The sequence below is a fragment of the Rickettsia gravesii BWI-1 genome (genome assembly GCF_000485845.1).
GTDB lineage: Bacteria > Pseudomonadota > Alphaproteobacteria > Rickettsiales > Rickettsiaceae > Rickettsia > Rickettsia rickettsii.
Map to the genome: position 1 here is coordinate 1 of NZ_AWXL01000022.1, position 26022 is coordinate 26022.

Here is a 26022-nt window from a genome sequence, read left to right on the forward strand (position 1 = left end):
TACCTTCACATGCTCAAATAGGCTGGCTTGCACCGCTATTATTAGTGTTGCTTAGAACGTTGCAAGGAGTATATTCCGAGGGTGAATGTGCCATTGCTAAATTATTTATTTTAGAGAATAAAGAAGAAAAAAAAGCGTTTAAAGCTTCTTACCTTTATCAAACATCTACTATGGTCGGTATTATTCTTGCTTCATTTATCAGTACTATAGTTTTAAATGTAGAGTATAATACATATTGGCGTTTATGTTTCATATTTGGCGGGCTTACAGCACTGATAGGTTATTTTTTAAGAAAGAGCGAGGATATTATAGTAAAGCCCTCATTGTCATCCCGCGGCTTGACCACGGGATCCAATAAAAAAGATAAAATTACTTTACGTAATTTTTGGATACTGTGGTCAAGCCACGGTATGACACCTGGGTCCTCTCCTCGCAATGACGTAGTATCATCACTATTACAAGACTTAACTACAATTTGGAACTGTAAACTAAGTATCTTACGCATTAGTTTTGCCATAGGTTTCTCATATATGACTTATATAGTGCCTTTCGTCTTTATGAATAGTTTGATTCCGCTTATCACTGATATATCACTCGAAATAATGATGAAATTTAATACTGAGTTTCTGATTTTTGATATGATTATGATTCCAATAATAGGGCATCTAACAAAAAAGCTACATTACCTTAAAATACTAAACGGTACTCTTATTTTAATGAGTTTAAGCATAATTCCTTTATGGCTCTGCTTGAATAATTCATCTATATGGTATGTTAATTTTGTACGTATTTGGATTATAATACTCGGTGTCGGGTTCTTGGTACCTTTGAACTGCTGGCTAAATGATTTATTTAAAACTGCCGATAAATATATGTTAGTCGGTATCGGCAGTAGTATAGGTGCTTCATTAATCGGACGTCTTACTCCGTCAATCTGCCTAATGTTATGGTATATAACCGGCAACTCTTTATCAATTGCGGTTTATATAACCGCAATATCGATGGTAACTTTATGGGCTGTTAGAGGAGTTGTTGCACGGGTCAATGTCATTCCTGCGAAAGCAGGAATGACATCAAGAACATTACCTAATCTCTAACAAGACTGTTATTAGGAAAAGAATTTAATAAAACACCATACTCAAAACTAATCCGACATAATTATTAGCTCTGAATCTTGTCATACAATTGGCAGGATTTTCAATATCAAGAGTTGCTACTTGCAATATCAGTAAAATTAAAGCAGCTAAAATAGGTAAATAGTCGATATTATGGTTAGCCATTTTTGTTGCTAAAATAAATAACAATACAAAACCTATATAACATATATAAAGCCAAAGCTTAGAATGCTTGTTCTCTAAATATATACTTAACGATTTCACTCCTATTTTCTTATCATCTTTTATATCCATATATCCATAAATCGTATCATAACCGATGGCCCAAAAACAGCATGCTAAATACATAATAATCGCTGCTATATCAAGTGTATCCTGAACTGCCGCATAAGCTATTAAGGCCCCTAGCTTAAAGGTAAATCCCAAAAAGATTTGCGGGAAATAAGTAATACGTTTCATTAACGGGTATAGGCTAATCATTATTACCGCAAAAAAACCTGTATATATGGCTGTTTTGTTTAAAAGTAGCAAAATACAGAGTGAGATAACGCTAAGAATAAAGAGTATCAAAATAGCATAAGAAACAGATAAAGCCTTGCTAGCTAAAGGTCGCTCTTTAGTCCTTGCGACATGCTTATCAAATTTTCTATCAAATATATCGTTGATAATACACCCGCTACTTCTAGCTGTTATACTACCTAAAATAAATAACGGTAATAAATGTATTAACTCCGTTCTTGAAGGGTTTGCAAGCAGTAACCCAAATAAAGCAGGAAAAAAAACCAGCAAATAAGCTACCAGCTTATCTGCACGCATTAATTTTAAAGTAAGTAAAAGTTTGTCTAAAATTAGCATATTAAACTTTAAATTTAGATAAATATGGATATATAGATAATTTAAGATAAAATACGCCACGAAATAAAGCTACTAGATTTTTATGGCTAAAAAATTAAAACATGATTCATTAGTAAAAATAATAATGAACGACCCGGTAGCAACACAAGAATTTTTGGAATATTATTTACCTGATGATTTTAAGAGTTTAGTAGATTTATCAAAAATAACGGTAGAACAAAAAAGCTACATTGAGGAATCTTTAAATAAGAAATATAGTAATATAACATATAAAATTAGCACCAATAATAAAGAAGAAGCATTTGTTTATGTATTAGTAGAGGCCCAATCAACAATTGATTATTGGACGGCTTTGCGGTTATGGAAATATACACTATTATTATGTGAAAGACATAAGCAAGGAAAGGATAAATTGCCGCTAGTTTATAATTGAGTTATTTACAACAGTAAAGAAATTTATAATGCTCCAAGAAATCTGTGGATTTTATTTACTGATAGTGTGATGGCAAAGAAATTAATAGCGGAAGATTATCAATTAGTAGATTTGCAAGCTATGACAGATGATGAAATCGTCAAGAAAAAACATTTAGGTATGCTAGAATATATGATGCAGCATATCCATATGCAGGATATGATAAAACTATGGGAGAAGTTTTTAACAGAGTTTAAGCATATTATAATATTGGATAAAGAAAAAGGTTATATTTACCTAAGATCGTTCTTATGGTATACTGACGCAAAATTATCAAAACAAAAACAACCGGAATTAGTAGAAGTATTGGATACACATCTATTACCGCAAGATAAGGATACTATTATGAAAACTATCGCTGATACATATAGAGATGAAGGAAAGGTGCAGGGTATTGAGATAGGCAAAGCTGAGGGCGAACATAATAAGGCAGTAATTATAGCGAAGGAAATGTTCAGTCAGGGCTTTAAAATTCCTGTTATTGCCAAAATTACAGGTCTTCAAGAAACTTTTGTTCGCTCAATTGTAAATAAGTAATTAATCATGCAAACACCACTTGCACAAATCCTAAATATCCATATCCTCCCAAAGAAAAGCATCTATTGTCATAATCACATATAACCTTTATAATAATATTCTTGAATCAACTACAAAATCTATGAAAGAATTTCCAAAAAATTATAATTTTACCGAAAAGGAAAAAAAGTGGCAGCAAATTTGGCAAGAGAAACAAATTTATGCTTATAATCCAAACGTTGCAAAAGAAGAAACCTATGTAATCGATACTCCGCCTCCGACAGTTTCAGGGCAGTTACATATCGGTCATGTTTATAGCTATACGCAAACCGACTTTATTGTACGTTTTCAGCGTATGATGGGTAAAAATATCTTTTATCCTATGGGTTTTGACGATAACGGGCTACCGACCGAGAGACTTGTTGAAAAGCAGAAACAGATCAAAGCTTATAATATGGATCGATCTGAATTTATAAAAATTTGCGCAGAAGTAGTAGAAAGTGAAGAAGAAAAGTTTAGAAGCCTATTTAACCAAATAGCTTTATCGGTTGATTGGAGTTTAGAGTACCAAACTATTAGTCCGTTATCACGAAAAATATCACAAATGTCTTTTCTTGATTTAGTACAAAAAGAGGAAATTTATCGTGCTAATCAACCAATTTTATGGGATCCGGTAGATGGTACAGCTCTTGCCCAAGCCGATATTGAGGATAAGGAAAAAACCTCTTTCATGAATTATATTACGTTTAAAACCGAGCAAGGCGACCCGCTTACTATAGCCACTACCAGACCTGAGTTATTACCGGCTTGCGTAGCCGTATTTTATCACCCTGACGATGGACGTTATAAGCATCTAGCAGGTAAATCAGCTATAACCCCACTTTTTAATGAGAAAGTTCCACTGCTTGCTGACCCTTTAGTACAACAAGATAAAGGTACGGGGCTGGTAATGTGCTGTACGTTTGGTGATCAAACGGATATTACTTGGTGGAAGACGCATAATCTACCTTTAAAAACTATTATCACTAAAAAAGGTACAATAGACTTCCAGCATGAAACTTCTATAGATGGATTGAACATTAAAGAAGCTCGAACAAAAATAATAGATATTTTAAAAGAACAAGAGTTGCTTATTAAACAAGAAGACATCATTCATACCGTTAAATGTGCCGAGAGGTCAGGTGCTCCTCTTGAAATACTAACTGTACCGCAATGGTTCGTTAAAACTATATCACATAAAGAAGAATTGCTTAAAAGAGCAAATGAGTTAAATTGGCATCCTAAAAATATGAAGATTCGTTTAGAGAATTGGATTAATGCCATTAGTTGGGATTGGTGTATAAGTAGGCAGCGTTATTTTGGTGTGCCTTTCCCTGTTTGGTACTCTAAAAGAGTAGGTGAGGAAGGAAAAATCTTATATGCCGATGTTACGCAGCTGCCTATCGATCCGTTAAAAGATTTACCTATGGGTTATAGTAAAGAGGAAGTAGAACCTGATTATGACGTAATGGATACTTGGGCAACAAGTTCCGTTTCACCTCAACTTTCTACTCATAGGATTTCTGACGATTTCGCTGTTAATAAAGATAGGCACGATAAATTATTTCCGATGGATTTAAGACCTCAAGCACATGAAATTATCAGAACTTGGGCGTTCTATACTATTTTAAAAGCTCATTTACACCAAAATACTTTGCCATGGAAAAACATCATGGTAAGCGGTTGGTGTTTAGCTGAAGATCGAAGTAAAATGTCAAAATCTAAGGGCAATGTTCTAGTTCCTGAAAAACTGCTAGAACAATATGGTTCCGACGTGATACGTTATTGGTCGGCAAATTCAAAGCTATGTGCTGATACCGCCTATTCTGAAGACGTTATGAAAAACGGCAAAAGGCTTGTTAACAAGCTATGGAATGCCGCTAAATTTGTTTCTATACATTTTGATAAACTGAAAGGTGAAAATAAAAAAGCGAGTTTGCTCGATATTAAAGAAAAAATCACTAACGAGTTTGATAAATGGATGATTAATAAGCTAGTGGAATTAGTTAAGCTAGCTACAAATGAGTTACAAAACTACGAATATGCAAATGCTATGCATCTGACGGAAAAATTCTTTTGGGTGGTATTTTGTGATAATTATTTAGAAATAAGCAAAACAAGAAGCTATGATGAGGAAAACAAAAATCCACAAGGACAATATAGTAGCATATTAACTTTATATCATGTTATGCAAACGTTACTGAAACTATTTGCACCTTTCATGCCACATATTACCGAAGAATTATACCAAATATTATATAGTGAAAATTCTATTCATGTTAAAAGTAGCTGGGTTAATTACAGTGACTTAAATTATGAAATCGACTCAAAAGGAGCAGAAGGGCTGCTTAAAATACTAGATATCGTCAGAAAATTCAAAGCTGAGAAGAATCTATCTATAAAAGCTCCAATAAAATTGCTTGAAGTTAGCGGCATAGTATTATCTGCAGAATTAGCAGAAGATTTAAAAAACGTCACATCGGCAGAAGAAATACAATTTGAGATGAAAGATGATAAAATTAAAGTCAATATTATTCTTTAAAAATATTATAGGTTTAATATTAATTATATTTGCCGGGATATTTCTTTATGCTTATATGTTAGAACATGACTGGCGATATGTAACCTTAAGTGATGAACAAGTAAAAAAATACAGGATTAGCGAGAAAAAAGCTATTGCCCTTTATCAGTTAATGAAAGACACTCATGAGCTACTTGGTAAGAATAATATTAACTATTGGATAGACAGCGGCACTCTGCTTGGAGCCGTTAGACATCAAGGCATAATTCCTTTTGACGATGATTTAGATATCGGTATTATGCATGAAGACGAAATATCTCTGCAACAAATATTACCGCAATTTGAGCAACTCGGTTATACTGTTTCCTATGAGAGAGCTTATAATATATGCAAAAAAGTTTGTTTAGATATTTTCATTTTTCATAAAGAACAAAACAAATTTATATATACTAATTTAGCGATGCGAAATAAGTATCCGAATAATTCATTTTATGATAATGAATTATATCCTTTAAAAAAATATAAATTCGGTAGTATAGAAGTATATGGTCCATCTGAATATAAAGAGCATTTGAATAGACAATATCCAGAATGGGATAAATATGCAATAATATACAGCCCTCATAGCTTACATTTACCTTTTTTATCGAATATCGAGAAAAAAACTAAATTTATATTAACGCCGGAATTGTTAAAACCGGCTCAGCCACTCGGACCGCTAGAAGATAAAGTGAATATAGTCAATTCAGCTACATTTAGTGGTATGTGCGAGGATACAGCTTATAATTAAATGTCGAATTGGTAATGACTATTGCGATATAAGCAACGAAATAGTCATATGATTTACATTTGCCTAGATTACCTTTTTTGCAAAAATTCATATCAAACAAGTTGAGATAAGAAAGTAATAGCTGGTACTATCCATAAACCCGGTTTATCAAAGCAAGAGCCCGAAATAGCTTGTTTATTTTGAATTACTTGAAAACTAAACTCAGGTTTAAGTAATTCATGAAAATATTTTAAGCTTGAAGAAACGGTTGAGTCACTTACTTTTGCTTCCACTAAAATCCACGGTTGATTATCTTTTGTTATTACTAAATCGACTTCACGTTTTTGTTTATCACGAAGATAGTATAAACCAAAATCACCAAGCCCTGTTTCGTTCCAAAAATATACGGCTTTTAAAAGGTGAGAAGCTACAAGATTTTCAAATCTCGCTCCTATATCTTTTATTTGCGACCAATCCCAAAGGTAAATTTTGGGCTCTTTTATCAAACTTTTTACAACATTTTTAGACCAAGGTTTGATAGCAAAACAATAATAATGCTTTTCTAGCAAAGAGAGCCATCTTCTTATTGTTTGGTCTGAAACTCTAACTTTGTTAGCAAGGTTTGTATAGCTTATTAATGAGCCTGCTTGCTCATTTATAATGCTAGCAAGTAATTCTAACGCATAAATATTGTTGATATCTTCAGTATTTCTTATATCTTCTCTAAATAATTGCTCGAATCTTTGATTACTCCATATTCTATGAAATTTAGCAGTTGCTTTTAAATAACTTTCCGCAAATCCTCCAAAATTTATTAAAACTTCAAATTCATCTATAGTGATATTTTTTGGGCTTTTTATATAATCAATATCATTATCAAAATTTTTGGCTATTTCAGATACCGATAACGGATGCACGGTTAAATTTATATAACGTCCCATTAGGCTATCGCCGCCTTTTTTATATATATTTAATTTGGCACTACCTGTTATAATAAATTCAATATTTTCTCCGAATTTATCATAAAATCCTTTTACAAGATTTTTCCAATCTTTATATTTATGAATTTCATCTAATATTAAGCACGGTTTCTTATCGGATATAGTAGAAAGTAGATTTTTAAAAAGTTCGGTGTATTTGTTTAAGATTTTATTTCTATCTTCTAGATAATCCCAATTCAGGTAAATTGAATTAGGATTAGGCTTAACTACTTGTTTTGATATTGTAGTTTTTCCTACTTGCCTTGCTCCGCTTATAAATACAAGCTTACCGTAATTTGTTAGATATTCTTCAACTTGCTTTTTATATAACCTATCCATTATAATATTTCTATAAATTTTATAAAAATATTATAGGCTAATATCGAAATGGTCAAGACTATTTCGATATCAGTAACGAGATAGTCTTACTTGTAGTATTGAAATTGAGCATTGCCTAGAAAAAGTTGTTTTATAGTTTAGCCTTCCGATGTCATTCCCACGAAAGCGGGAATGCTTTGTTGCATGGACTAGTTTCCTAATTGTCATCCCGTGACTTGATCGCGGGATCCAGTTTAAAACATTAAAGTTTTAGTATTTTAAGTTGTTTTTTTGGATATCGTGGTCAAGCCACAGCATAACACCGCACGGGTTTTTCGGTCCACACAACAAGACCTGCGCAGGCATGACATAAAATGAGCCATGCAACAACACCTGCAGTAACTCGCAATGACTATATCAACCTTTTCTAGGCAATGCCAAAATAATTAGTGCAAATTATGCGGTACTTTAGTATTATTTAACATTAAACTTTGCTTCATTCTATGCCTTATTTATTACCAACTATTATAACTACGCTACTTATTTCATTAGCGCTAATAATTTGGTTTTATGTAAAAACTCAAACCTTAAGGACACAGCTACAATTTTTATCAGAGCAGAATCTAGAAATTAGCAATAACAACCAATTATTAAATCAAGAAAAGATAGGATATTTACAAAAAATTGAGCAATTGAAGTGTAAAATAGAATATCAAGAACAGACTATTAAGGATTCAGAAAAAATAAGAGAAGAGTCATTTTCATCGGCTAAAGCTGCGTTATTTGATTTAGGTCAAGATTTGTCTAAGCAATTAATAGCGATACATAAAATGGAAAACACGGCGGCAAGAGAGCTAGCCGAGAAAAATATCGCTACTGCTTCAGGAAAATTTAATAGTGAGTTTGAGCGGTTAATTACGATGGTGGGAGCATTAAATAAAGATATAGAGCAATCAAAAGGTACGGTTGATTTGATAAAACAGTCTCTGCTTTCTCCGATCGGGGCGGGGCTACTTGCTGAGATTACCCTTGAGAATATCTTAAAATCTTCGGGCTTACGTCCTAATTTAGATTTCATTATGCAATACGGTCTAACTACATCAGATAGCGGAAAGCTAAGACCTGATGCGCTCATTTTTCTTCCTTCCGGTAATTTAATGGTTATTGATTCTAAAGCTTCAAAGTTTCTTGTAGACGAGCAAGATAATAACATGAGTCTTAATAAAACTATGAATTACCATTTAAAATCTTTGGCGAATAAAGACTATGCCGCAAATATTTTAACTAATCTAAACAAAAAGGATCAGAGCTTTAACAATGTTATTACTTTAATGTTTTTGCCGACTGAACAAGCGGTTGAGAAAGTTATTGCAGCCGACCCTGAATTTTTACAAAAAGCTTGGGGCTATAATATCTTTCCGGTAGGACCTAGCGGACTTATGAATATGCTATCATTTGCAAAATTTCAAATTACCGATCATCGCCGCTCAGAAAATTATAAGGTAATCATTGAAGAAGTGAGAAAGCTATTAAGCTCCATCGGTACTATGGCAGATTATTCTCAAAAGATCGGTAATAACCTGCATAATATGGTTACTAATTACGATAAATTTGCTGCCTCGTTTAATCGTAATTTTATGTCAAGAGTAAAGAATATTCAAAAACTCGGTATTGATTCAGGGAATAAAGCCATGCCGGCTACCTTAGAGCGTTATCAAATCGTTTCCTCTAAATCTGAGATTATTGAAGTGGAAGCAGAAAATCCACCACAAATAGCAGAAAAATTATAAATAAATTTTTCTCGTAATAGGTAATTAAATGTTTAAAAAAACTTTCCATAATTTGTATAGCCATATTGTTACTATGTGTAAGCATATAAGATTAAAGCTCCTAAAAAAGAAAACAAACATGCTATAAGAGTGAGCTTTATTAATATGTAGCCGGGCTTTACAATAGACGAGCTACCGATGATAAAAAAAATCATTGAAGAAAACGGACGAACAATTGTTATAGATCATAACAATTATGACCTTATTATTGATAGTGTTTTTGGTCAAAGAACTATTAGTAATAAAGATAATATAAAGATATTTTTTACCGGTGAATCCGTTAAACCAAAGCTAGAAAATTATGATATATCTATAGGTTTTGATTATATAGATCATCCAAATTATATAAGAATACCTTTATATTATATGTATTGTACTAATGACGTCAGTACTGAATATAAACGCTCAAAATACAATCCAAACAAAACGTATTTTGCTTGTTTCTTAGTCTCTAACGGTATAGAAGATCCTGAAAACGACTGCTGCACAGCAAGAAATCGATTTTTTCATAAATTATCGCTATATAAAAAAGTAGTAAGCGGCAGTAAATATTTAAATACTGAATCTACAATTATACCAAAAGAAAAAACTCGTGAATGATTATCTAAATGTAAATTTGTTATTGCTTTTGAAAATAAAACATATGAGGGGTATGTTACTGAAAAACCTTTTCAAGCTTATTTAGCAGGAGCAGTACCTATTATTATGCAGATAAAAGTTATATAAAAGATGTAACCCTAATGCAGTAATATTTGCTAAAGATTATTCAGAAGAAGATTTATATAATTATATTATTTCTGTTGATAAAGATGATGAAAAATATTATAAGATATATGACAATGAGATTGTACCGACTTCAGAAAATAATTACCTTTATTAAATAACCTATAATGCAACAAATTAAAAACTATTTTTATAATATCAATTATAATTATTTGTTTATCATTGCTTTTTATATTTTTAAAAACTTATCAAATAGGTTCTGCTCCACTTGAAGAAAAAGATATTAAAATTTTTATAGTAAACCTAGATCGCAGCACTGATAGATATAACAATATTAGTAAACAATTCGACAATAATAATTTATTCTATGAAAGGTTTAGTGCAGTAGACGGTTATAATTTATCTATAACAGATGCAGAGGGAAAAAGATTTACTGGCTTAGATGTAAAAAATAACCTGCTCTTTTATTCCTTGATAACGGTTATACTGTACTTTGTCCTTCGGAAAATATAAATTATTATTCCGATAGCAAAATATTAAATCATACTTTAACGGCAGGTGAACTCGGTTGTTATTGTAGCCATAGAGAAATTTGACTTAAAATGGTTAAAGACAATATACCTTATGCCCTAATAATAGAAGATGATGCTATACTAAATGATGATTTCCGTAATAAATTTTTAATAATGCTTAAGCATTTACCTACCGACTGGGATTTAATTTATTTGTCATTGTTATTTTCTAATGCTTGAAACATATTATTATTAATCTCTTTAGTTTGTCTATTTGATAAGACCGTACCGGGAAAGATAATAAAATTTGTAGCATCGCAAGGCTAGTGGTCGGTAAAGCACATAATTCATACCAAGGATTCTTTTCGTCAATTACATATGAACGTAAAGCAATTACACCCACTATAAGAGAAACATAAGTAATTGCTATTTTACCTGAATGATTACTAACTAAAGCTGATTTTTCGATTAACCAAGAAGCAATTTTGTGATCTTCATTATACTTATCACTAGCTTTTTCTATTCTAGTAAGACTTTGCTCTAATGAATTAAGATAATTTGCAAAATTTAAATGAGCTTTTTTATTATATTAAATTCGTTTTCATAAGATGAAGGCACATTTAAAGTGTTTGTAAGTAATATTGCTTTAGCTATATAGCGATATAAAAAATACTCTCTCGTCAGAGGATATGCCATAGCATCGATTTCTTTGGCTGCTTTAATCAAGTGTTCAGATTGATCTAAATTATTTTTTAAAAACACTTGGACTTTAGTAACTAGGGTACTAAACTCTAATGAATTTATATCCCCTATATCATCTAGCATAGCATCAATGATATTCTTGTTTTCTACTCCTATTAACTTCTGTAGCTTTATACATAAAAAATGATCTCGATTATTTAGCTCTTCAAAACAATTGCTCCATTGAGAATGATCAATATTATTATCTTGATACTTTCCGGTAGCAGCTACTTTACTTAACATTGTTTCTAAATATTGAGTATAAATCAAACTTTGATCTAGTGTCGGTAGATCTTTAAAATTTTTATCACAGAACCATATTTTCATACCTCACCTAAATTAAAACTAGCAAGTGCTGTAGTAGTTTTCCATAATCTTACGCCTAAATTTGATATATCATTATAATATTGTATTATTACTTCTAGTTTATTACTCAATAATTTCAATTAAATAAATATTAAAAATATAAACATCTCTTAATATTTATTTAAATCTTTTATATATAATCATTTATAATCTTTAATTATTTTATTATGAGATAACATTAAAGTCACACACGAGCAACCCCAGTTTATGATAAAAGAGAAGAGTATTGGGTTATAAAAGTTTTTAACCAAAAAAACAATAGTTGTGGACATAACATATCCTTTTTTATCTTCTATTTGCAACAGGATCTGATTAATGATATAAAAAATGTCAGTACCTGAATCGTTTATATTATAATGAGAATACTAGTAACAGGAGCTAACGGCTTTATTGGATCATATATTATAGCTGAATTATTAAAGAATAATTATAAAGTAATATGCTGTGTTAGAGATGTTGAATCGACCAGGGAAAAATTCCCTACTGCAGAAGTGACATACTGTGATTTTAATATAGACCTAACACCACAAAGCTGGATAAATAGATTAAATAACATAGATATAGTTATTAATGTATCAGGTGTGTTAACGTCTAGTCATGCTAATAATATTGACAATGTTCATGTCAATGGTCCAAAGGCTCTATTTAAGGCTTGCACCCTTACTAACGTACAAAGAATTATTCATATTTCAGCTCTTGGAATAGATGATGAAAAAAACACTGCTTATGCTTTAACTAAAAAAGCAGCTGAAGAATATTTACAAAAATTAGAAAATATAGACTGGGTAATTTTACAACCGTCTCTTGTTTATACAAGCGGTTGTTATGGTGGTACCTCGCTATTTAGGGCTCTTGCAACATTACCGTATTTTATTCTTTTAATAGGTGATGGTTTACAACAATTTCAACCTATTCATATTGTGATGATTTAACGAAAGTAATTATTCACTGTATAGAAAGGGAAGGAAAAATCCACACATTATTAAAAATAGTTGGACCAGACATAGTAACCATGAAGGATATCTTGCTTGGATTGAGAAGATGGCTTGGAGTCAATCCTGGAAGACTAATAAAAATTCCTTTAATATTCATTAAAATAGCAGCTAAATTAAAAATAGGACCCATTAATTCTACTGCGTATAATATGTTACTTCAACCTAATATTGCTGATAAAAAAGATTTTATCGATTTTACTTCTATAATCCCTAGAAACTTGCAACAAGGTTTTGCAACCGAACCTTTAACCGTACAATCCATATGGCACGCTAGGCTTTTTTTAAAACCTATAATAAAAATTGTCTTAGGACTATTTTGGATAATGACAGGAATTATTTCAAGTATTTTTGTTTATGATGCTAGTATGCAAATTATAATATCACTAGGATTTGATAAACAAATAGCACCTTACATATTATATGGAAGCTACTTTACAGATATTATTCTTGGAATTCTACGAATTATCAAAAATAAACTAAATAGGATATGTAGTTTACAAATTTTATTAATACTAGCTTATACTCTACTATTAACATATCTTAAGCCAATATTGTGACTAGATCCGCTTGGTCCGATTTTAAAAATATTCCAATAATATTACTTACTTTAGTATTCATGGCGATAGAACGAGATAAATAATGGATTATCTTTTTATAAAAACTACTCATATTATTAGCTCTACCATTTTATTTGGTACTGGAATTGGTACTGCTTTTTTATGTGGTGGGCAAATAAAACCGGTGATTTGAATGCAACGGCATATGCAACTCGCACTACAGCTATAGCTGATCTTCTTTTACTACTCCAACTGTGATAATTCAACCGGTTAGCGGCATAATATTAGTAAATATGCTTGGCTATAATTATTCTGATTTATGGCTTACCTTAACTTATATCGGATACATAATCGCCGGTAATTGTTGGATTCCGGTGGTATGGGTTCAAATTCAACTACGCAATATGGCACTTGAAGCATTAAAACAGCGAATTCCCCTACCGGAAAAATATTATAAATTATTTAAATTATGGTTCTACCTAGGCTGGCCGGCATTTATCAGTTTGAGTATTATTTTTTTCTTAATGGTATTTAAACCGCTATAATACTAGTTTAGGATAAATTTTATACTAAATTAGTATTGTCCCGTGGTCAAGCCGGCGTTGTTGTGTGGATACCAACCCATCATTGCGAGCAGTCGTAGGTCTTGTTGCAGGCTCGTTTATGTCATTCCCGCGTAGGCGGGAATGACATAGAGAAGAAATAATATTTACGCTGGTATATTTTCAACAATCGGTTGTTTTTTGTTTGATTTTGTAGAAATGAGAGAGGTCATTATCGGTTCGACTAAGCCGTTAACTACCTCTTTTGTAATAGTAACACGCTGTTTTTTTAGCTCGGCAACTTTATACATACTATCAAGCAAAAGATGCTCAAGTATTGAACGAAGTCCTCTTGCTCCCGTCTTTTTAGCTAGAGCTTTTTCGGCAATAGCTTCTAAGGCTGAATAGTCAATTACAAGCTCAGCATCATCAAGCTCAAATTGTTTCTGATATTGCTTTACTATGGCGTTCTTAGGCTTAGTTAAAATTGTAATTAAAGCTTCTTTGTCTAACTCATCTAAAGTAGTAACGATGGGTAATCTACCGATAAATTCAGGAATTAAACCGAATTTAGTTAAATCCTCAATCTCTAGGGATTTAAGAATCTCACTATTATTTTTCTCTTTATCTATATTTACGTTAGCTGCAAAGCCTATAGAACTATGATTAGTTCTTGAGGTTATAATGCTATCAATCCCCATAAAAGCACCACCGCAAATAAATAAGATATTTGAAGTATCTAACTGTACGAAATCTTGTTGTGGGTGTTTCCTACCGCCTTGAGGAGGCACGGAAGCAACTGTTCCTTCCATAATTTTAAGTAATGCCTGCTGTACTCCTTCACCCGATACATCCCGTGTAATAGAAGGATTCTCCGATTTACGGGCAATTTTATCAACCTCGTCAATATAAATTATACCTTTTTGTGCTTTTGCTATATTAAACTCAGCTGCTATCAATAAACGTAGTAATATATTCTCAACATCTTCACCGACATACCCGGCTTCCGTTAAAGAAGTAGCATCCGCCATAGTAAAAGGTACGTCTAAAATTTTAGCAAGCGTTTGAGCAAGTAAAGTTTTTCCTGAACCGGTAGGACCGATCAGCAAGATATTCGACTTATTAAGCTCAACGTCATTATTGCCGGATTGTACATATTCAAGCCTCTTATAATGGTTATAAACCGCTACTGCTAAAATCTTTTTCGCTTGATCTTGCCCAACTACATAATCATTTAGAATTCCACATATTTTTTGCGGCGTTGGAATTGAAGAAGTAATTTGCTTTAAAGCAACTTTACTTTCTTCTTTCATAATATCTGTACATAAATCTATACATTCATCACAAATAAATACTGCAGGACCTGCTATCAGTTTTTTTACTTCATGTTGTTTTTTACTACAAAACGAACAAATCAATGCTTTTTTATCAGCTTCTACTACCATTAACTTTCTTTTTTATGTTTATTTTAACAATTCTTACTATAGTACTCTTGCGTACATATAATAATCTTTATGCTCATTTGCAACTATTTCGTATTTTTTAAGAATTCCTTCCCTAGCAAAACCGCATCTCTCAAGAAGATTAATCGAACGAAAATTATCAGTAATTACTGTTGCTTGTACTCTTATAATACCAATATAATCAGCAAATTTTAAAATATTCTTTATAGATTTTAACATCATACCTTGACCCCAAAAATTAGGATCTAGATCATAACTTATTTCTGCTCTATGATGCTCTAGATTTATTATATTAAAACCGGCAGTACCTATTAATTTATTATCGTCTTTAATGACAATTCCCCAATAAAAACTTCTATGATTTTTATATAAACTAGACCAATAACGTATTTCCTCTCCGGCTTCTTCTACATCTTTAGGCCTATTACTATCAGTTATATAAATAGCCATTTCCGGCTTACTCATATAATTAAAATAATCTTGTGCATCCTCCGTGGCTAACTCTCGTAAAACTATATCGTTTAAATCAAGCACAGGAAAAGGGGCATATAAATGTCCTCTATTTATCATATATACTAACTATTTTTCTGTATAATATAAATATTGCATATTTATATTATACAGAAGATTTTTAAATAATAAGTATACAAGGTGAAAAACGGTTTCCACCTTGTATACAAATTTACTTCATATTATTTTATTATTAATTTTACTTATGAGTATATATCTATAATTATACATACTTAATCGGGTCTTGTACATTATTCTTTTTAAAAGCATCAAGTCGTGCAATGCATGATAGACATTGACCACAAGATAAACCGTTTTCTGTTGGATCATAACATGATATTGTTTTACTATAATCTACTCCAAGCTCAAGCCCTTTTTTAATTATTTGCTCTTTGGTCATATTTATTAAAGGAGCATGGATAGTAATTTTTTCTCCATTTACTCCTACCCTAGTTGCTAAATTTGCCATTGCCTCAAAAGATTTTATATATTCAGGACGACAATCAGGATAGTTAGTATAATCGTTAGTGTGTACCCCAATAAAAATATCTCTAGCTCCTATAACCTCAGCAACTCCTAGTGCGTAGCTTAAAAATATTGTATTACGTGCCGGTACATAAGTAACCGGTATGTCACTTGGTAATTGATCTGTGTTTTTAAATTTTGGTACATCTATATTATCATCAGTCAATGCAGAACCGATAAATGACTGCAAATCAATATTAATAACCCTATGTTGTTTTACATTATAATCTTTAATTAATCCTTGGATTTTTTGGACTTCTGGACTATTGCGTCTATGATAATTAAAACTTAGAGCATAAATTTCATAATCCATTTTGCTAACTATCTCAAGAACCGTAGTAGAATCAGGTCCACCGCTTAATAAAATAACTGCTTTTTTTTTCATTGTTTTACCGATAAAGTTAATTTTTGAGATACTAAAGCATTTAAACTAATTTTTGCTCTAAGTGCTTCAAGTACTAAAGCTCGATGCACATGTTTATCTACTCTAACATTAAACTGTCCGCTATACTCTTGCCTAGACGGAGCTAAGGGAATAGATTGATTATGACTTATATAACTTTCTTTCATTAAAGTCCAAGCTTGTTGTAATGCTTGCAGTGCTTTTTCAGGCGAATTGCCAAAAGCTGATACATTCGGTAGCTCTTCACCAATCTCCATCTGTATCTTTAAAAAGTTCTATAGTAAACCCGTCAAATGTATCATTTGTTTTCATCTTCATTTCCTTTTGCAAAGTTTAAAAATTGTCGAACTTGATATTCTTTTGCCATATTTCCAAAAGTGCGAATAGATAACCTATTTCCTTTGGGCGAGTACCAAATCTGATGGCTACCTTTTTGCCTATCTTTAACCCAACCGCACTTAGTCATTAAAGTATGAATCAGAGAAACTTAATCCTTTAGGATTTTGTTTAGCTTTATTTATAAGTTTTATATACTGATTCATGTTATAACTATATATAGTTATAACATATTAAGTCAAATAATATATGTTAATACAATAAATATTCTTGACTAACTCCTTCTGATAATCTAAATTTACGTTGTTAATTTATGGCGGGTGTAGCTCAGTTGGTTAGAGCATCAGGTTGTGGTTCTGAGGGTCGCGGGTTCGAATCCCGTCGCTCGCCCCATATTTTGGAATTGTTGTGTGGTTACCAAATCATCATTGCGAAGAAAATTACAAAGTAATTGACAAAGCAATCCAGTAAAAAAATGCTAAAATTAGTACTTTTTTATTATTTTTCTGGATTGCCACGTCGCTTCGCTCCTCGCAATGACGATTTGACATCCATGCAACAACGCCTACAGTCGCTCGCAATGACATTTTTTTCTTATGGATATCAAACTTTTATATAGACTAGCTAAATATCTAAGATTCTATAAAAAAGATTTGATCATCGTTATGATCTCTTTACTTAGCGTATCAGCTTCATTATTACTAATCGGTAGTGTTTTTAGAAATTTAGTTGATAAAGGCTTGAGCAAAGACCATATTTTATCGGTTGATAAATCTATATTATATATTTGTTTATTAATTATCATCTTAAGTATTGCTAGTTTTTTTCGTTCATATTTTATCAATAATGTTGCTGAAAAGGCAGTGAATCAAATAAGAAAAGAAGCTTATAGTAATTTAATTAATTATGAAATTGAAGAGTTTGAAGAACTAAAAATCGGCGATATAATTTCACGCCTAACAAATGATATAGATCAAATATCTACTCTCATCGTTAACTTCTTATCTTTTTTTATTCGCAATTCGGTGATGCTAATTGGCGGCATTACATTAATGTTTTTTGAAAGCTTTAAACTCGCTTCTATAGTAATTATTACCATTCCTATCTTATTAATTCCTTTAATTAAATTCGGCAAACATGTTAAGGTTTTATCTAAAAAAGCTCTAGAATCTAAGTCACTTTTAGCATCGGATATTGATGAAACTTTTAATAATATTAGAGCTATTTATGCTTTTAACCATCAAATAAACAAAATTGCCGATTTTGACACTAAATTACAAAACTATTTAATATACTGCAAAACCCGTTTAAAAATTCGTGCTTTATTCTTTGCGATTTCAATAGCTGTTATATTTCTTGCGATTACTTTAGTCGTTTGGATTGGAACTTCAGATATAGTGAAAGGTCATTTATCTGCGGGACAAATTATCTCGTTTATTTATTATGCGATTATCGCCGGAGTTAGCTGTGGCGGTATTTTTGAGCTACTAAGCGAAATGCATTTACCTGTTACAGCCCTTGAGAGAATAATTACAATTATAGATAAGACACCTATAGCACATAATAATTATTTAGAATTAAATAATTCCGATCCAATCTCGATAGAATTCAAAAATGTCGATTTTACCTATCATTCAAGACCTAATTTAAGGATTATTAATAATATGTCTTTGAAGATAAATGCCAATAAGTTTCTTGGTATTGTAGGTAGATCAGGTGCAGGAAAAAGTACTGTGATACAGTTACTGCTGCGTTTTTACCAGCAAGAAAACGGCACTATCCTTATTAACAATCAAGATATAACTCTTTTAAATCCTGCTGAAATTCGTAAATTAATTGCCTATGTTCCTCAAGAGGCTAGCATTTTTTCCGGCACTATAAAATCAAATATTATATTCGGTAATAATGAAGCAAGCAACGACGCAATAAATGAGATAATAAAAATTACAGGAATAGAAGAATTTGCTGCTAAACTTCATGACGGTATAAATGCTAAAATCGGTGAAAGAGGGGTTAGATTATCAGGAGGACAGAAACAAAGAATAGCTATTGCTAGAGCATTACTACGCATGCCGCAAATTTTGCTTCTTGATGAGGCAATGAGTGCTTTAGATACGATGAGCGAACAGAAATTACTAGAGTCTATAAAAAAAATAATGAAAGGGAACATTATTATATCAATTGCCCATCGAATTAGTAGTATAGAATCAGCTGATTATATTTTAGTAATAGATAAAGGAGGAGTAGTCGCTGAAGGATCACATAATGATTTATCTAAAAACTCAGAAATTTATCGAAATATTTGCAGAGAGCAGTTAACAATATAAAAGGGTAGTATGTCATTCCTGCGAAAGCAGGAATCCAGTCAACCTTAATGTCATACCACGACTTGATCGTGGTATCTTAGGACATAATCTGTGATACAAGATCCCGTGGTCAAGCCACGGTATGATACTGAACGCTTTTTACTGGATTCCCGCTTTCGCGGGAATGACAATAAAGTATATAATTGATATATTTGTTACAATAAAAATTCCTTAGTATAAAAAAATTTAAATGTTTAATATAATTTAGCTTGAAAGCTGCCGTGGCTTTGTTATAATCGTAATTACAAAACAAAAAAGGTTTACAAAATGAAAAATTTATTAAAGATTTTATTAATTCTAGCTTTCGCAAGCTCAGTATTTGCTTCATCAATGCAAATGCCTGCCCCAGCTTCAGTTACAACAACCCAAATACAAGCTATGAGTACTGACGATCAACAAGCTTGGGTTGCTAGTTTAACAGCAGATCAGTATAATATGTTAAGTCCTGATGTCCAAAAGTGGGTAATGGAGAATACTACCGATACTCAAAAACAAGCTTTAGGAATTAATCAGTAATATTTTAATTAATTTTTAAAATTGATAGGGAACTGTTAACAACATAATTTTAATTGATAATTAAAAAGAATTTTTAGCGAAAATTAATAAGATTTTTGAAGGAATAGTTAATCCTATTTCAAAAAAACCTTATAATTTGCAGTAAAAGTAAATTTAATTAGCTTTAAAATTTATTTTGTTAATAGTCCCACATGTTAGGAATCATTATTCTTAATATATATCACTAAAAGTTTCTGCTTGCACTTCCTTTCAGTCTTCCTGTTATCGTGTCATGTATATACTCCTGATAAATAAAAATTGCTAGACGAGCATAAATATTCATTTATTCTTTCTTTAGTAAAACAATACACTAATTATTGTAAACTATAAGAATATAGAAAGCTAATTTGTTGTGTGGCTTTGCTGCCATCCCTACGTCCTTATTTATGTCATTCCCGCAAAAATGTTGTTGCGTGGATCGGTTTTTCCATCATTGCGAGAAAATTTACAATAGTAAATTGACGAAGCAATCTTGGGAAGAATTCCTGAGATTGCCATGCTCACTAACGTTCGCTCGCAATGACGACTTGGTATCTATGCAACAATGCCTCGCAGGGATGACATCGCGCAGGCTTTCGGATTCAATAATACTTTGCTAAAATAACCTCAAACTAACAATTACATATGAAATTAATTATTACCGTAATCATCATGGAAATACTCGCTGGAGCGGAAATAGATTTATTCGTTCCAAGTTTTCCTGAAATACAAGATACATTCAACCTTTCAACTTTTATGACAGAATTACTACTTGGTGTTAATCTAACTGCTTATTGTATTACTTCACTTATAGTCGGTAATTTAGGAGATAGGTACGGACGCAGACCAATTATTATACTCGGTTTACTGATTTTTAATCTTGGTAGTTTATTTTGTGTATTTGCAAATAATTATGCAGCTATATTATTTGGAAGATTTTTGCAAGGATGCGGGATATCATCGGTTGCAGTGCTAGTATATGTTGTTCTTGCCGATATTTATTCGGTACAAGAACAGCAAAGATTCATGGGCATTTTAAACGGCACTATTGCCCTTTCTATGGCAATAGCACCGGTTATAGGTAGCTACGTCAATTTATTTTGGGGCTGGCGTGGCAATTTTGTTTTGTTGCTTACAGTAGGTTTGATCAGCCTAATTTTTGGTATATTATTTATTCCAAAAAGAGAAGTTAATAAAAAAATACGTATTTCTTTAAAAGAATATATACCTATCTTCAAATCGCCAAAAGCTATATATTATATACTTACAATGATATTTCTTGCACAAGGATATTGGATATTTATTGGGATTGCTCCTATTTTATATATGCAAGATTTAGGTGTAACTTTAGAATATTTCGGACTTTATCAAGGAGCAATGGCGGCTCTATTCTCAATTATGAGCTTTTCAAGCGGTTATTGCTTTAAAAAATTCGGTATTAAAAATTGCTTCTATTTTGGAGTTATATTTATAATACTATTCCTACTAGGAAATAGCATATTAGTTGTATATAATATTAATAATCCTTTAACCATAACAATAGTTACTTTATTATTATCTCTTGGCGTGATATATCCGATTAACATATTATGGCCATTGCTTTTAGAAGCTATTCCGGACGGTAAAGCTCGTATGACAGCTATTTTCACTGCGGCTAGATTGATTTTAACGGCATTTGGGCTGCAATTAGTAGGATTTTTATATAACGGTACTTTTACTCCTCTTGGCATTACTATGTCTAGTGTTACGCTATTTGGGTTAGTAACATTACCTAAATTATTTAAGTACGATAAAGTCTTTGAGATTTCTAGTAACGTGTAGATGTCTTTATGTCATCAATTGTGTCGTCATTGCGAGGCAAAACTGTAAATTTTGACGAAGTAATCTCAGGAATTTGTTATTATTTCATAAGATTGCCACGCAGCCTACTGCTGCTCGCAATGACAAAAAAGCTGATTCACGCAGAAATAACCTAGAAACGGATGTAAGAAAAAATAAACAAATGATCAATAACAATTTTATCTTCAAGATAGCTTTCAGATATTTTAGAGCTAAGAAAAACGAAAAGTTTGTTTCTATTATTTCCGCCTTTTCTTTAGTGGGCGTAATGATTGGCGTTGCAGCATTGATAGTAGTCATGTCCGTTATGAACGGTTTTCATATAGAGCTTACTAAAAATATTATCGGCTTAAATGGGGATATAGTGATAAATCGGCAAGGTGGTAGTATTAATAACTATGAAGAGATTAAAGCCAAACTCCTAAAACAAAATTATGTAAAGCATGTAACATTCATTGCTCACGGTCAAGCTTTGGCTCTTGGTAAAAGTAATAATAGCGGTGTGCTTGTTAAAGGTATGAAATTAAAGGATCTAAGTGTAAGAAATGAAATTTTTAAAAATGTAAATTTTGGTAGTTTTGATAATTTTCACGGCAAAAACGTAATAGCACTCGGAGAACAATTAGCAAGCAATTTAGGCGTAACCGTTGGGGATAAGATTAGATTAATTTCACCGAATTCAGTTTCTACCGCCTTTGGCAGTATGCCAAGATCAAAAGAATTTAAAGTTATAGCAATTTTCAATAGCGGTATGTATGATTATGATTTGACAACGATATTAATGCCGCTTACCGCAGCACAAAATTTCTTATCTCTCGGCGACGATATTAATTTAATCGAAATTAATAGTCTAGATCCCGATAAAGCTCTCGCATATTCATATAAAATACAATCACTATTAGGTCCAACCCTATATGTATTTAATTGGCAAACCTTAAATTCACAATTTTTAAGTGCTCTTGCTGTTGAGCGTACGGCTATGTTTACTATTCTATCTTTAATTATTACGGTTGCCGCATTTAATATTATTTCAAGCTTATTTATGCTTGTTAAAGATAAAACTTCAGATATTGCAATTCTTAGAACTATGGGAGCAAGCACTAAGCAAATAATGCTTATTTTTATCTATAACGGAATGTTTATAGGATTACTTGGCACAACACTAGGTGTAATCCTTGGTGTTACCTTTTCTTATAATATTCAAACTATCAAGAATTATTTGGAGCGTATAACCGGTACTAAAATTTTCGAGGCAGCTATTTATTTTCTTTATAGTTTACCTTCAAAAGTAAGAGCTGAGGATATTATTTTAATTACCTCTTTATCTATAATATTGTGTTTTCTTGCGACAATTTATCCTTCTTATAGAGCCTCAAAATTAAATCCCGTGGATGCCCTAAGATATGAATAATACAGTCCTCATTTTAAAAAATATCTTAAAACATTACAGCCAAGGCAAAACTATTGTTAGAGTACTAGATGATCTTAATCTAACGGTTAATGAAGGTGAATTAATCGCTATAATAGGTTCTTCAGGTAGCGGCAAATCAACTTTACTACATATTGCCGGCTTGCTTGATAAACCTACAAACGGTCAAGTCATCATACCAAATAGCAAGTATCAAAAATATCATCTCATTCGTCTTCATTATTTAGGTTTTATCTATCAACAACATCACTTACTTAAAGATTTTACCGCTCTTGAAAATGTTATTATGCCAAGGCTTATTAGTGGTCTTGATCAAAAAGAAGCAATAGAAGATGCAACAAAGATATTAGATGATTTAGGGCTTGGGAAAAAACTCTATAATATGCCCGGAGAATTATCGGGAGGAGAACAACAACGGGTCGCTATAGCTCGGAGCTTAATTAATAAGCCGAAAATTATTTTAGCAGATGAACCGACAGGTAATTTAGATCCCAAAACTACAAATGAAGTGTTTAATTTATTTTTAAAAGTAGCAAGAGAACAAAATACCGCAGTTATTATGGTAACACATAACCATGAATTAGCACATAAAATGGATAAATTATATAAGCTAAAGCACGGATTATTAAATATAGCTTGATTTAAAGCTCAAAAATTCTAATAATTATATGTAGGTTCTGTGAAGATTTCTAAAAAGATTTAATTTTGGCTCTTTTTTGCTGCAAATTATAAGATTTTTTTGCAATATGAATAACTATTCCTTCAAAAACCTTATTAATTTTTGCTAAAAAATATCTTAAAATAGCAAATCAATTAGAAATTTTCACAGAACCTAATATTCTTTTAATAAAGGTTAGTAATGGCTGAGCCTATTATATTTACTCTTTTACTTGGAGATGAAGATCGGATATTAGAGACAATAAACAAGCAGGAAGCTCAAAATAAACTGCCTATTATCCGGCTAGAAGTTAATAAAGCATCACATATACCCGATAAAGAACGTATTTTTTCGGAGATCTTACAAGAATCCCGCAAAAAGGGCAAAACACCGATTTTTAATATTCAACTTAATAACAATAATATACAACCTATTTTTAAGGTACAAGATTTAATTAATTTACAAAATTTAAATATAAAAACTACTATTACTTTTGATCAATATAATTCATTACCCCAAAATTCTGAACTAGAAGCTTATTGGAAGCAAATTATGAAAAAAGTTGATCATGTTTTTTTTACAAATGAAGCAGATCAAAATTTATCTATAGCCGATGGTATAGTACCAAAAGATAAAACCACTACAATTACGGATATAAGTTTAGTAACATCTGTTTTTAACAATCTTGTATATGATCGTAAAATTGATCAATTACTTTCCGGTACAATACCTGATAAAGAAAAGCTAGATAAAATAATAAAAAACGCTAAAAATCAAGGCGGTAGAGTGATTATAGAAACTTGGCCTCTTTCTGCAGACGAAGCAACAAATCTTATCACTGCTAAATTCGGTATTACCTCTGAAGATCAAATTTACGGATTGAAACTCGAAATTAATGAAATCTTAAAAGATTCAAATAATGCTGCTGAAAACTTAAAAAAATATGTATCACAAATATCTAGGCAATTTCAAAAAGATTTAGGTAAAACTGAGGTAAATCCTATTGACTTTAATTTTAATACAAAGAAAGTTATGAATGATAGACCTAAGGATATACAAGTAGAACAAACAACATCCTATGAACCTCCAAAAGCAAACCAACCACAACCGCAAGGTTTTTTTAAAAGAATTTTTAACTATTTTAAAGATATAATAACTAATTTTAAAGAAGCAATATTCGGCAAAAAAGAAGAACCTAAAACTCACGAATCAACAACTCCAACTACGGAAGCAAAGCCGACAATAACAGAAGAACCACTAACCACTGTTGCATCTTCTATAAATCCACCGCAACAGCAAGTTCCCGCTAATCATCAAAAACCATGGGAAAAATTAGGAATTCCACAGGAAATGTATAAGGAATCTCTAAAAGCAGAACAACAATTAGCCAAACCAGTAATAGAGCCAAAACAGCAGATACCTGAAAAAAAATCATCACCGGTTATAAATACTGAAGATCAAGTTGGTGTTTATAATACAGGAAATATAAAACAACCTACTTATTTATACACTGAAGATGATATAAAAAATATATTGGAAGCAAATATAGATAAGAATATGTTCTCTATATTTCATCATGCCTCTTTAGAAGAGCCAGAAATACTAAAAGATACTCTTCGTGTTACAGTAGAAGATTTAATACTAGATAATAAGCCTGCAATTATACCACTAAATACAGGACATAAACATTGGTTACTCTTAATAGCTAGTAAAGATGATAAAGGTAATATAAACTTTATGTATAATGATCCCTATGGTGAGCCATTGGAATCTCGACCAAAAGTAACAGAATATATTACCGAAATTTATCCCGATGCAAAAATAACAGACCTAAATACCAGGCAACAAGAAAATGTATATGATTGCGGAGTTTTCGTATGCGATAGTGCGATAAAACTCTCTAAAGGGCAAAAAATTCTAACTACTGAAGAATCTAAAGAACAAGGTATAAATTTAAGAAAAGCTCAAGCTAATACATTATTAATACAGCAACAAGCAATAGCGATTGGACACGAATCACGCAAGACATCATCTACAAATAACAAATTTCAAAATCTTATTAACAGCCGAAAAACAAAAGATACTGAAAGGAGTCGTTGATAACAAAAA

At 31.6% G+C, this 26022-nt stretch carries 24 protein-coding genes, 1 tRNA gene and 2 pseudogenes; 19 read left to right on the forward strand and 8 right to left on the reverse strand.

Annotation, left to right across the window (positions count from 1 at the left end; genetic code table 11):
• On the forward strand, nt 1–1097 hold a 1097-nt coding region (locus RGRA_RS14780; RefSeq protein ID WP_024547385.1), incomplete at its 5' end, for an MFS transporter.
• A gap of 24 nt (nt 1098–1121) precedes the next feature.
• Here RGRA_RS14780 and ubiA read toward each other — a convergent pair.
• On the reverse strand, nt 1122–1970 hold the full coding sequence (gene ubiA / locus RGRA_RS0106720) for a 4-hydroxybenzoate octaprenyltransferase (protein ID WP_024547386.1): 849 nt from the start codon (nt 1968–1970) through the stop codon (nt 1122–1124).
• A gap of 82 nt (nt 1971–2052) precedes the next feature.
• Between ubiA and RGRA_RS09375 the strand changes: the two are divergent.
• The 3 genes and pseudogenes from RGRA_RS09375 to RGRA_RS0106740 all read left to right on the forward strand — a co-directional run bounded on the left by RGRA_RS09375 (nt 2053) and on the right by RGRA_RS0106740 (nt 6308).
• Nucleotides 2053–2979, forward strand: a pseudogene (locus RGRA_RS09375) (Rpn family recombination-promoting nuclease/putative transposase).
• Between the two features lie 121 nt (nt 2980–3100).
• Nucleotides 3101–5539 carry a valine--tRNA ligase gene (locus RGRA_RS0106735; RefSeq protein ID WP_017442532.1) on the forward strand — a complete coding sequence of 813 codons (2439 nt, stop codon included), beginning with the start codon at nt 3101–3103 and terminating at the stop codon, nt 5537–5539.
• On the forward strand, nt 5508–6308 hold the full coding sequence (locus RGRA_RS0106740) for a LicD family protein (protein WP_017442533.1): 801 nt from the start codon (nt 5508–5510) through the stop codon (nt 6306–6308). The genes RGRA_RS0106735 and RGRA_RS0106740 overlap by 32 nt, the downstream gene beginning before the upstream one ends.
• Before the next feature lie 92 nt (nt 6309–6400).
• Here the strand turns inward: RGRA_RS0106740 and RGRA_RS0106745 are convergent, their stop codons facing one another.
• On the reverse strand, nt 6401–7606 hold the full coding sequence (locus tag RGRA_RS0106745; protein WP_017442534.1) for an ATP-binding protein: 1206 nt from the start codon (nt 7604–7606) through the stop codon (nt 6401–6403).
• Between the two features lie 482 nt (nt 7607–8088).
• On the opposite strand from RGRA_RS0106745, the gene RGRA_RS0106750 reads away from it, so the two are divergent.
• The 5 genes from RGRA_RS0106750 to RGRA_RS11055 all read left to right on the forward strand — a co-directional run bounded on the left by RGRA_RS0106750 (nt 8089) and on the right by RGRA_RS11055 (nt 10889).
• On the forward strand, nt 8089–9375 hold the full coding sequence (locus RGRA_RS0106750) for a DNA recombination protein RmuC (protein ID WP_017442535.1): 1287 nt from the start codon (nt 8089–8091) through the stop codon (nt 9373–9375).
• 177 nt (nt 9376–9552) lie between these two features.
• A complete protein-coding gene (locus RGRA_RS12160) occupies nt 9553–10014 on the forward strand; it encodes an alpha-1,3-fucosyltransferase (RefSeq protein WP_236609848.1) in 462 nt (153 codons plus the stop codon).
• Nucleotides 10015–10035: 21 nt separating this feature from the next.
• Entirely contained in the window at nt 10036–10140 is a 105-nt protein-coding gene (locus RGRA_RS12165) for a glycosyltransferase family 10 domain-containing protein (protein WP_162146312.1), read from the forward strand.
• 219 nt (nt 10141–10359) lie between these two features.
• Complete coding sequence (locus RGRA_RS0106765; protein ID WP_017442536.1) at nt 10360–10650, forward strand: glycosyltransferase family 25 protein; 291 nt, start codon at nt 10360–10362, stop codon at nt 10648–10650.
• 89 nt (nt 10651–10739) lie between these two features.
• Nucleotides 10740–10889 carry a glycosyltransferase family 25 protein gene (locus RGRA_RS11055; RefSeq protein ID WP_017442537.1) on the forward strand — a complete coding sequence of 50 codons (150 nt, stop codon included), beginning with the start codon at nt 10740–10742 and terminating at the stop codon, nt 10887–10889.
• Nucleotides 10890–11216: 327 nt separating this feature from the next.
• Here RGRA_RS11055 and RGRA_RS13850 read toward each other — a convergent pair whose 3' ends face one another.
• The gene (locus RGRA_RS13850) at nt 11217–11717 is read right to left on the reverse strand and encodes a hypothetical protein (RefSeq protein ID WP_017442538.1); all 501 of its coding nucleotides are present in this window, start codon (nt 11715–11717) and stop codon (nt 11217–11219) included.
• A gap of 395 nt (nt 11718–12112) precedes the next feature.
• On the opposite strand from RGRA_RS13850, the gene RGRA_RS09795 reads away from it, so the two are divergent.
• The 3 genes from RGRA_RS09795 (at nt 12113) to RGRA_RS09400 (ending at nt 13853) form a co-directional block, all read left to right on the forward strand.
• Nucleotides 12113–12688, forward strand: coding sequence for an NAD(P)H-binding protein (locus RGRA_RS09795; protein WP_017442540.1), 576 nt, complete (start codon nt 12113–12115; stop codon nt 12686–12688).
• 80 nt (nt 12689–12768) lie between these two features.
• Nucleotides 12769–13308, forward strand: a complete 540-nt coding sequence (locus RGRA_RS13855; RefSeq protein ID WP_236609849.1) for a DoxX-like family protein — start codon at nt 12769–12771, stop codon at nt 13306–13308.
• 254 nt (nt 13309–13562) lie between these two features.
• Nucleotides 13563–13853: a DUF2269 domain-containing protein gene (locus tag RGRA_RS09400; protein WP_236609850.1), complete on the forward strand. Its 291-nt coding sequence runs from the start codon at nt 13563–13565 to the stop codon at nt 13851–13853.
• A gap of 164 nt (nt 13854–14017) precedes the next feature.
• Here the strand turns inward: RGRA_RS09400 and clpX are convergent, their stop codons facing one another.
• The 5 genes and pseudogenes from clpX to RGRA_RS11070 form a co-directional block, all read right to left on the reverse strand.
• Nucleotides 14018–15295, reverse strand: a complete 1278-nt coding sequence (gene clpX / locus RGRA_RS0106800; protein WP_017442541.1) for an ATP-dependent Clp protease ATP-binding subunit ClpX — start codon at nt 15293–15295, stop codon at nt 14018–14020.
• Between the two features lie 36 nt (nt 15296–15331).
• Complete coding sequence (locus RGRA_RS0106805; RefSeq protein WP_017442542.1) at nt 15332–15883, reverse strand: GNAT family N-acetyltransferase; 552 nt, start codon at nt 15881–15883, stop codon at nt 15332–15334.
• A gap of 163 nt (nt 15884–16046) precedes the next feature.
• Nucleotides 16047–16733, reverse strand: a complete 687-nt coding sequence (queC, locus tag RGRA_RS0106810; protein WP_017442543.1) for a 7-cyano-7-deazaguanine synthase QueC — start codon at nt 16731–16733, stop codon at nt 16047–16049.
• A pseudogene (locus RGRA_RS09405) lies at nt 16730–17063 on the reverse strand (toxin-antitoxin system HicB family antitoxin). Before RGRA_RS09405 ends, queC begins: the two are co-directional and overlap by 4 nt.
• Complete coding sequence (locus tag RGRA_RS11070; protein WP_017442544.1) at nt 17050–17217, reverse strand: type II toxin-antitoxin system HicA family toxin; 168 nt, start codon at nt 17215–17217, stop codon at nt 17050–17052. Before RGRA_RS11070 ends, RGRA_RS09405 begins: the two are co-directional and overlap by 14 nt.
• Before the next feature lie 186 nt (nt 17218–17403).
• On the opposite strand from RGRA_RS11070, the gene RGRA_RS0106825 reads away from it, so the two are divergent.
• The 7 genes from RGRA_RS0106825 (at nt 17404) to RGRA_RS0106855 (ending at nt 26013) form a co-directional block, all read left to right on the forward strand.
• Nucleotides 17404–17480: transfer RNA gene (locus RGRA_RS0106825), tRNA-His, on the forward strand.
• 203 nt (nt 17481–17683) lie between these two features.
• Nucleotides 17684–19414 (forward strand): ABC transporter ATP-binding protein, encoded by a 1731-nt coding sequence (locus RGRA_RS0106830; protein ID WP_017442545.1) that lies wholly within the window; start codon nt 17684–17686, stop codon nt 19412–19414.
• Between the two features lie 306 nt (nt 19415–19720).
• Complete coding sequence (locus tag RGRA_RS0106835) at nt 19721–19969, forward strand: DUF2673 domain-containing protein (protein ID WP_017442546.1); 249 nt, start codon at nt 19721–19723, stop codon at nt 19967–19969.
• 663 nt (nt 19970–20632) lie between these two features.
• On the forward strand, nt 20633–21808 hold the full coding sequence (locus RGRA_RS0106840) for a multidrug effflux MFS transporter (protein WP_017442547.1): 1176 nt from the start codon (nt 20633–20635) through the stop codon (nt 21806–21808).
• A gap of 181 nt (nt 21809–21989) precedes the next feature.
• On the forward strand, nt 21990–23237 hold the full coding sequence (locus RGRA_RS0106845) for a lipoprotein-releasing ABC transporter permease subunit (RefSeq protein WP_024547387.1): 1248 nt from the start codon (nt 21990–21992) through the stop codon (nt 23235–23237).
• Entirely contained in the window at nt 23230–23895 is a 666-nt protein-coding gene (locus RGRA_RS0106850) for an ABC transporter ATP-binding protein (RefSeq protein WP_017442549.1), read from the forward strand. The genes RGRA_RS0106845 and RGRA_RS0106850 overlap by 8 nt, the downstream gene beginning before the upstream one ends.
• Nucleotides 23896–24114: 219 nt before the next feature.
• Complete coding sequence (locus tag RGRA_RS0106855; protein WP_017442550.1) at nt 24115–26013, forward strand: Ulp1 family isopeptidase; 1899 nt, start codon at nt 24115–24117, stop codon at nt 26011–26013.
• Nucleotides 26014–26022: the final 9 nt, after the last annotated feature.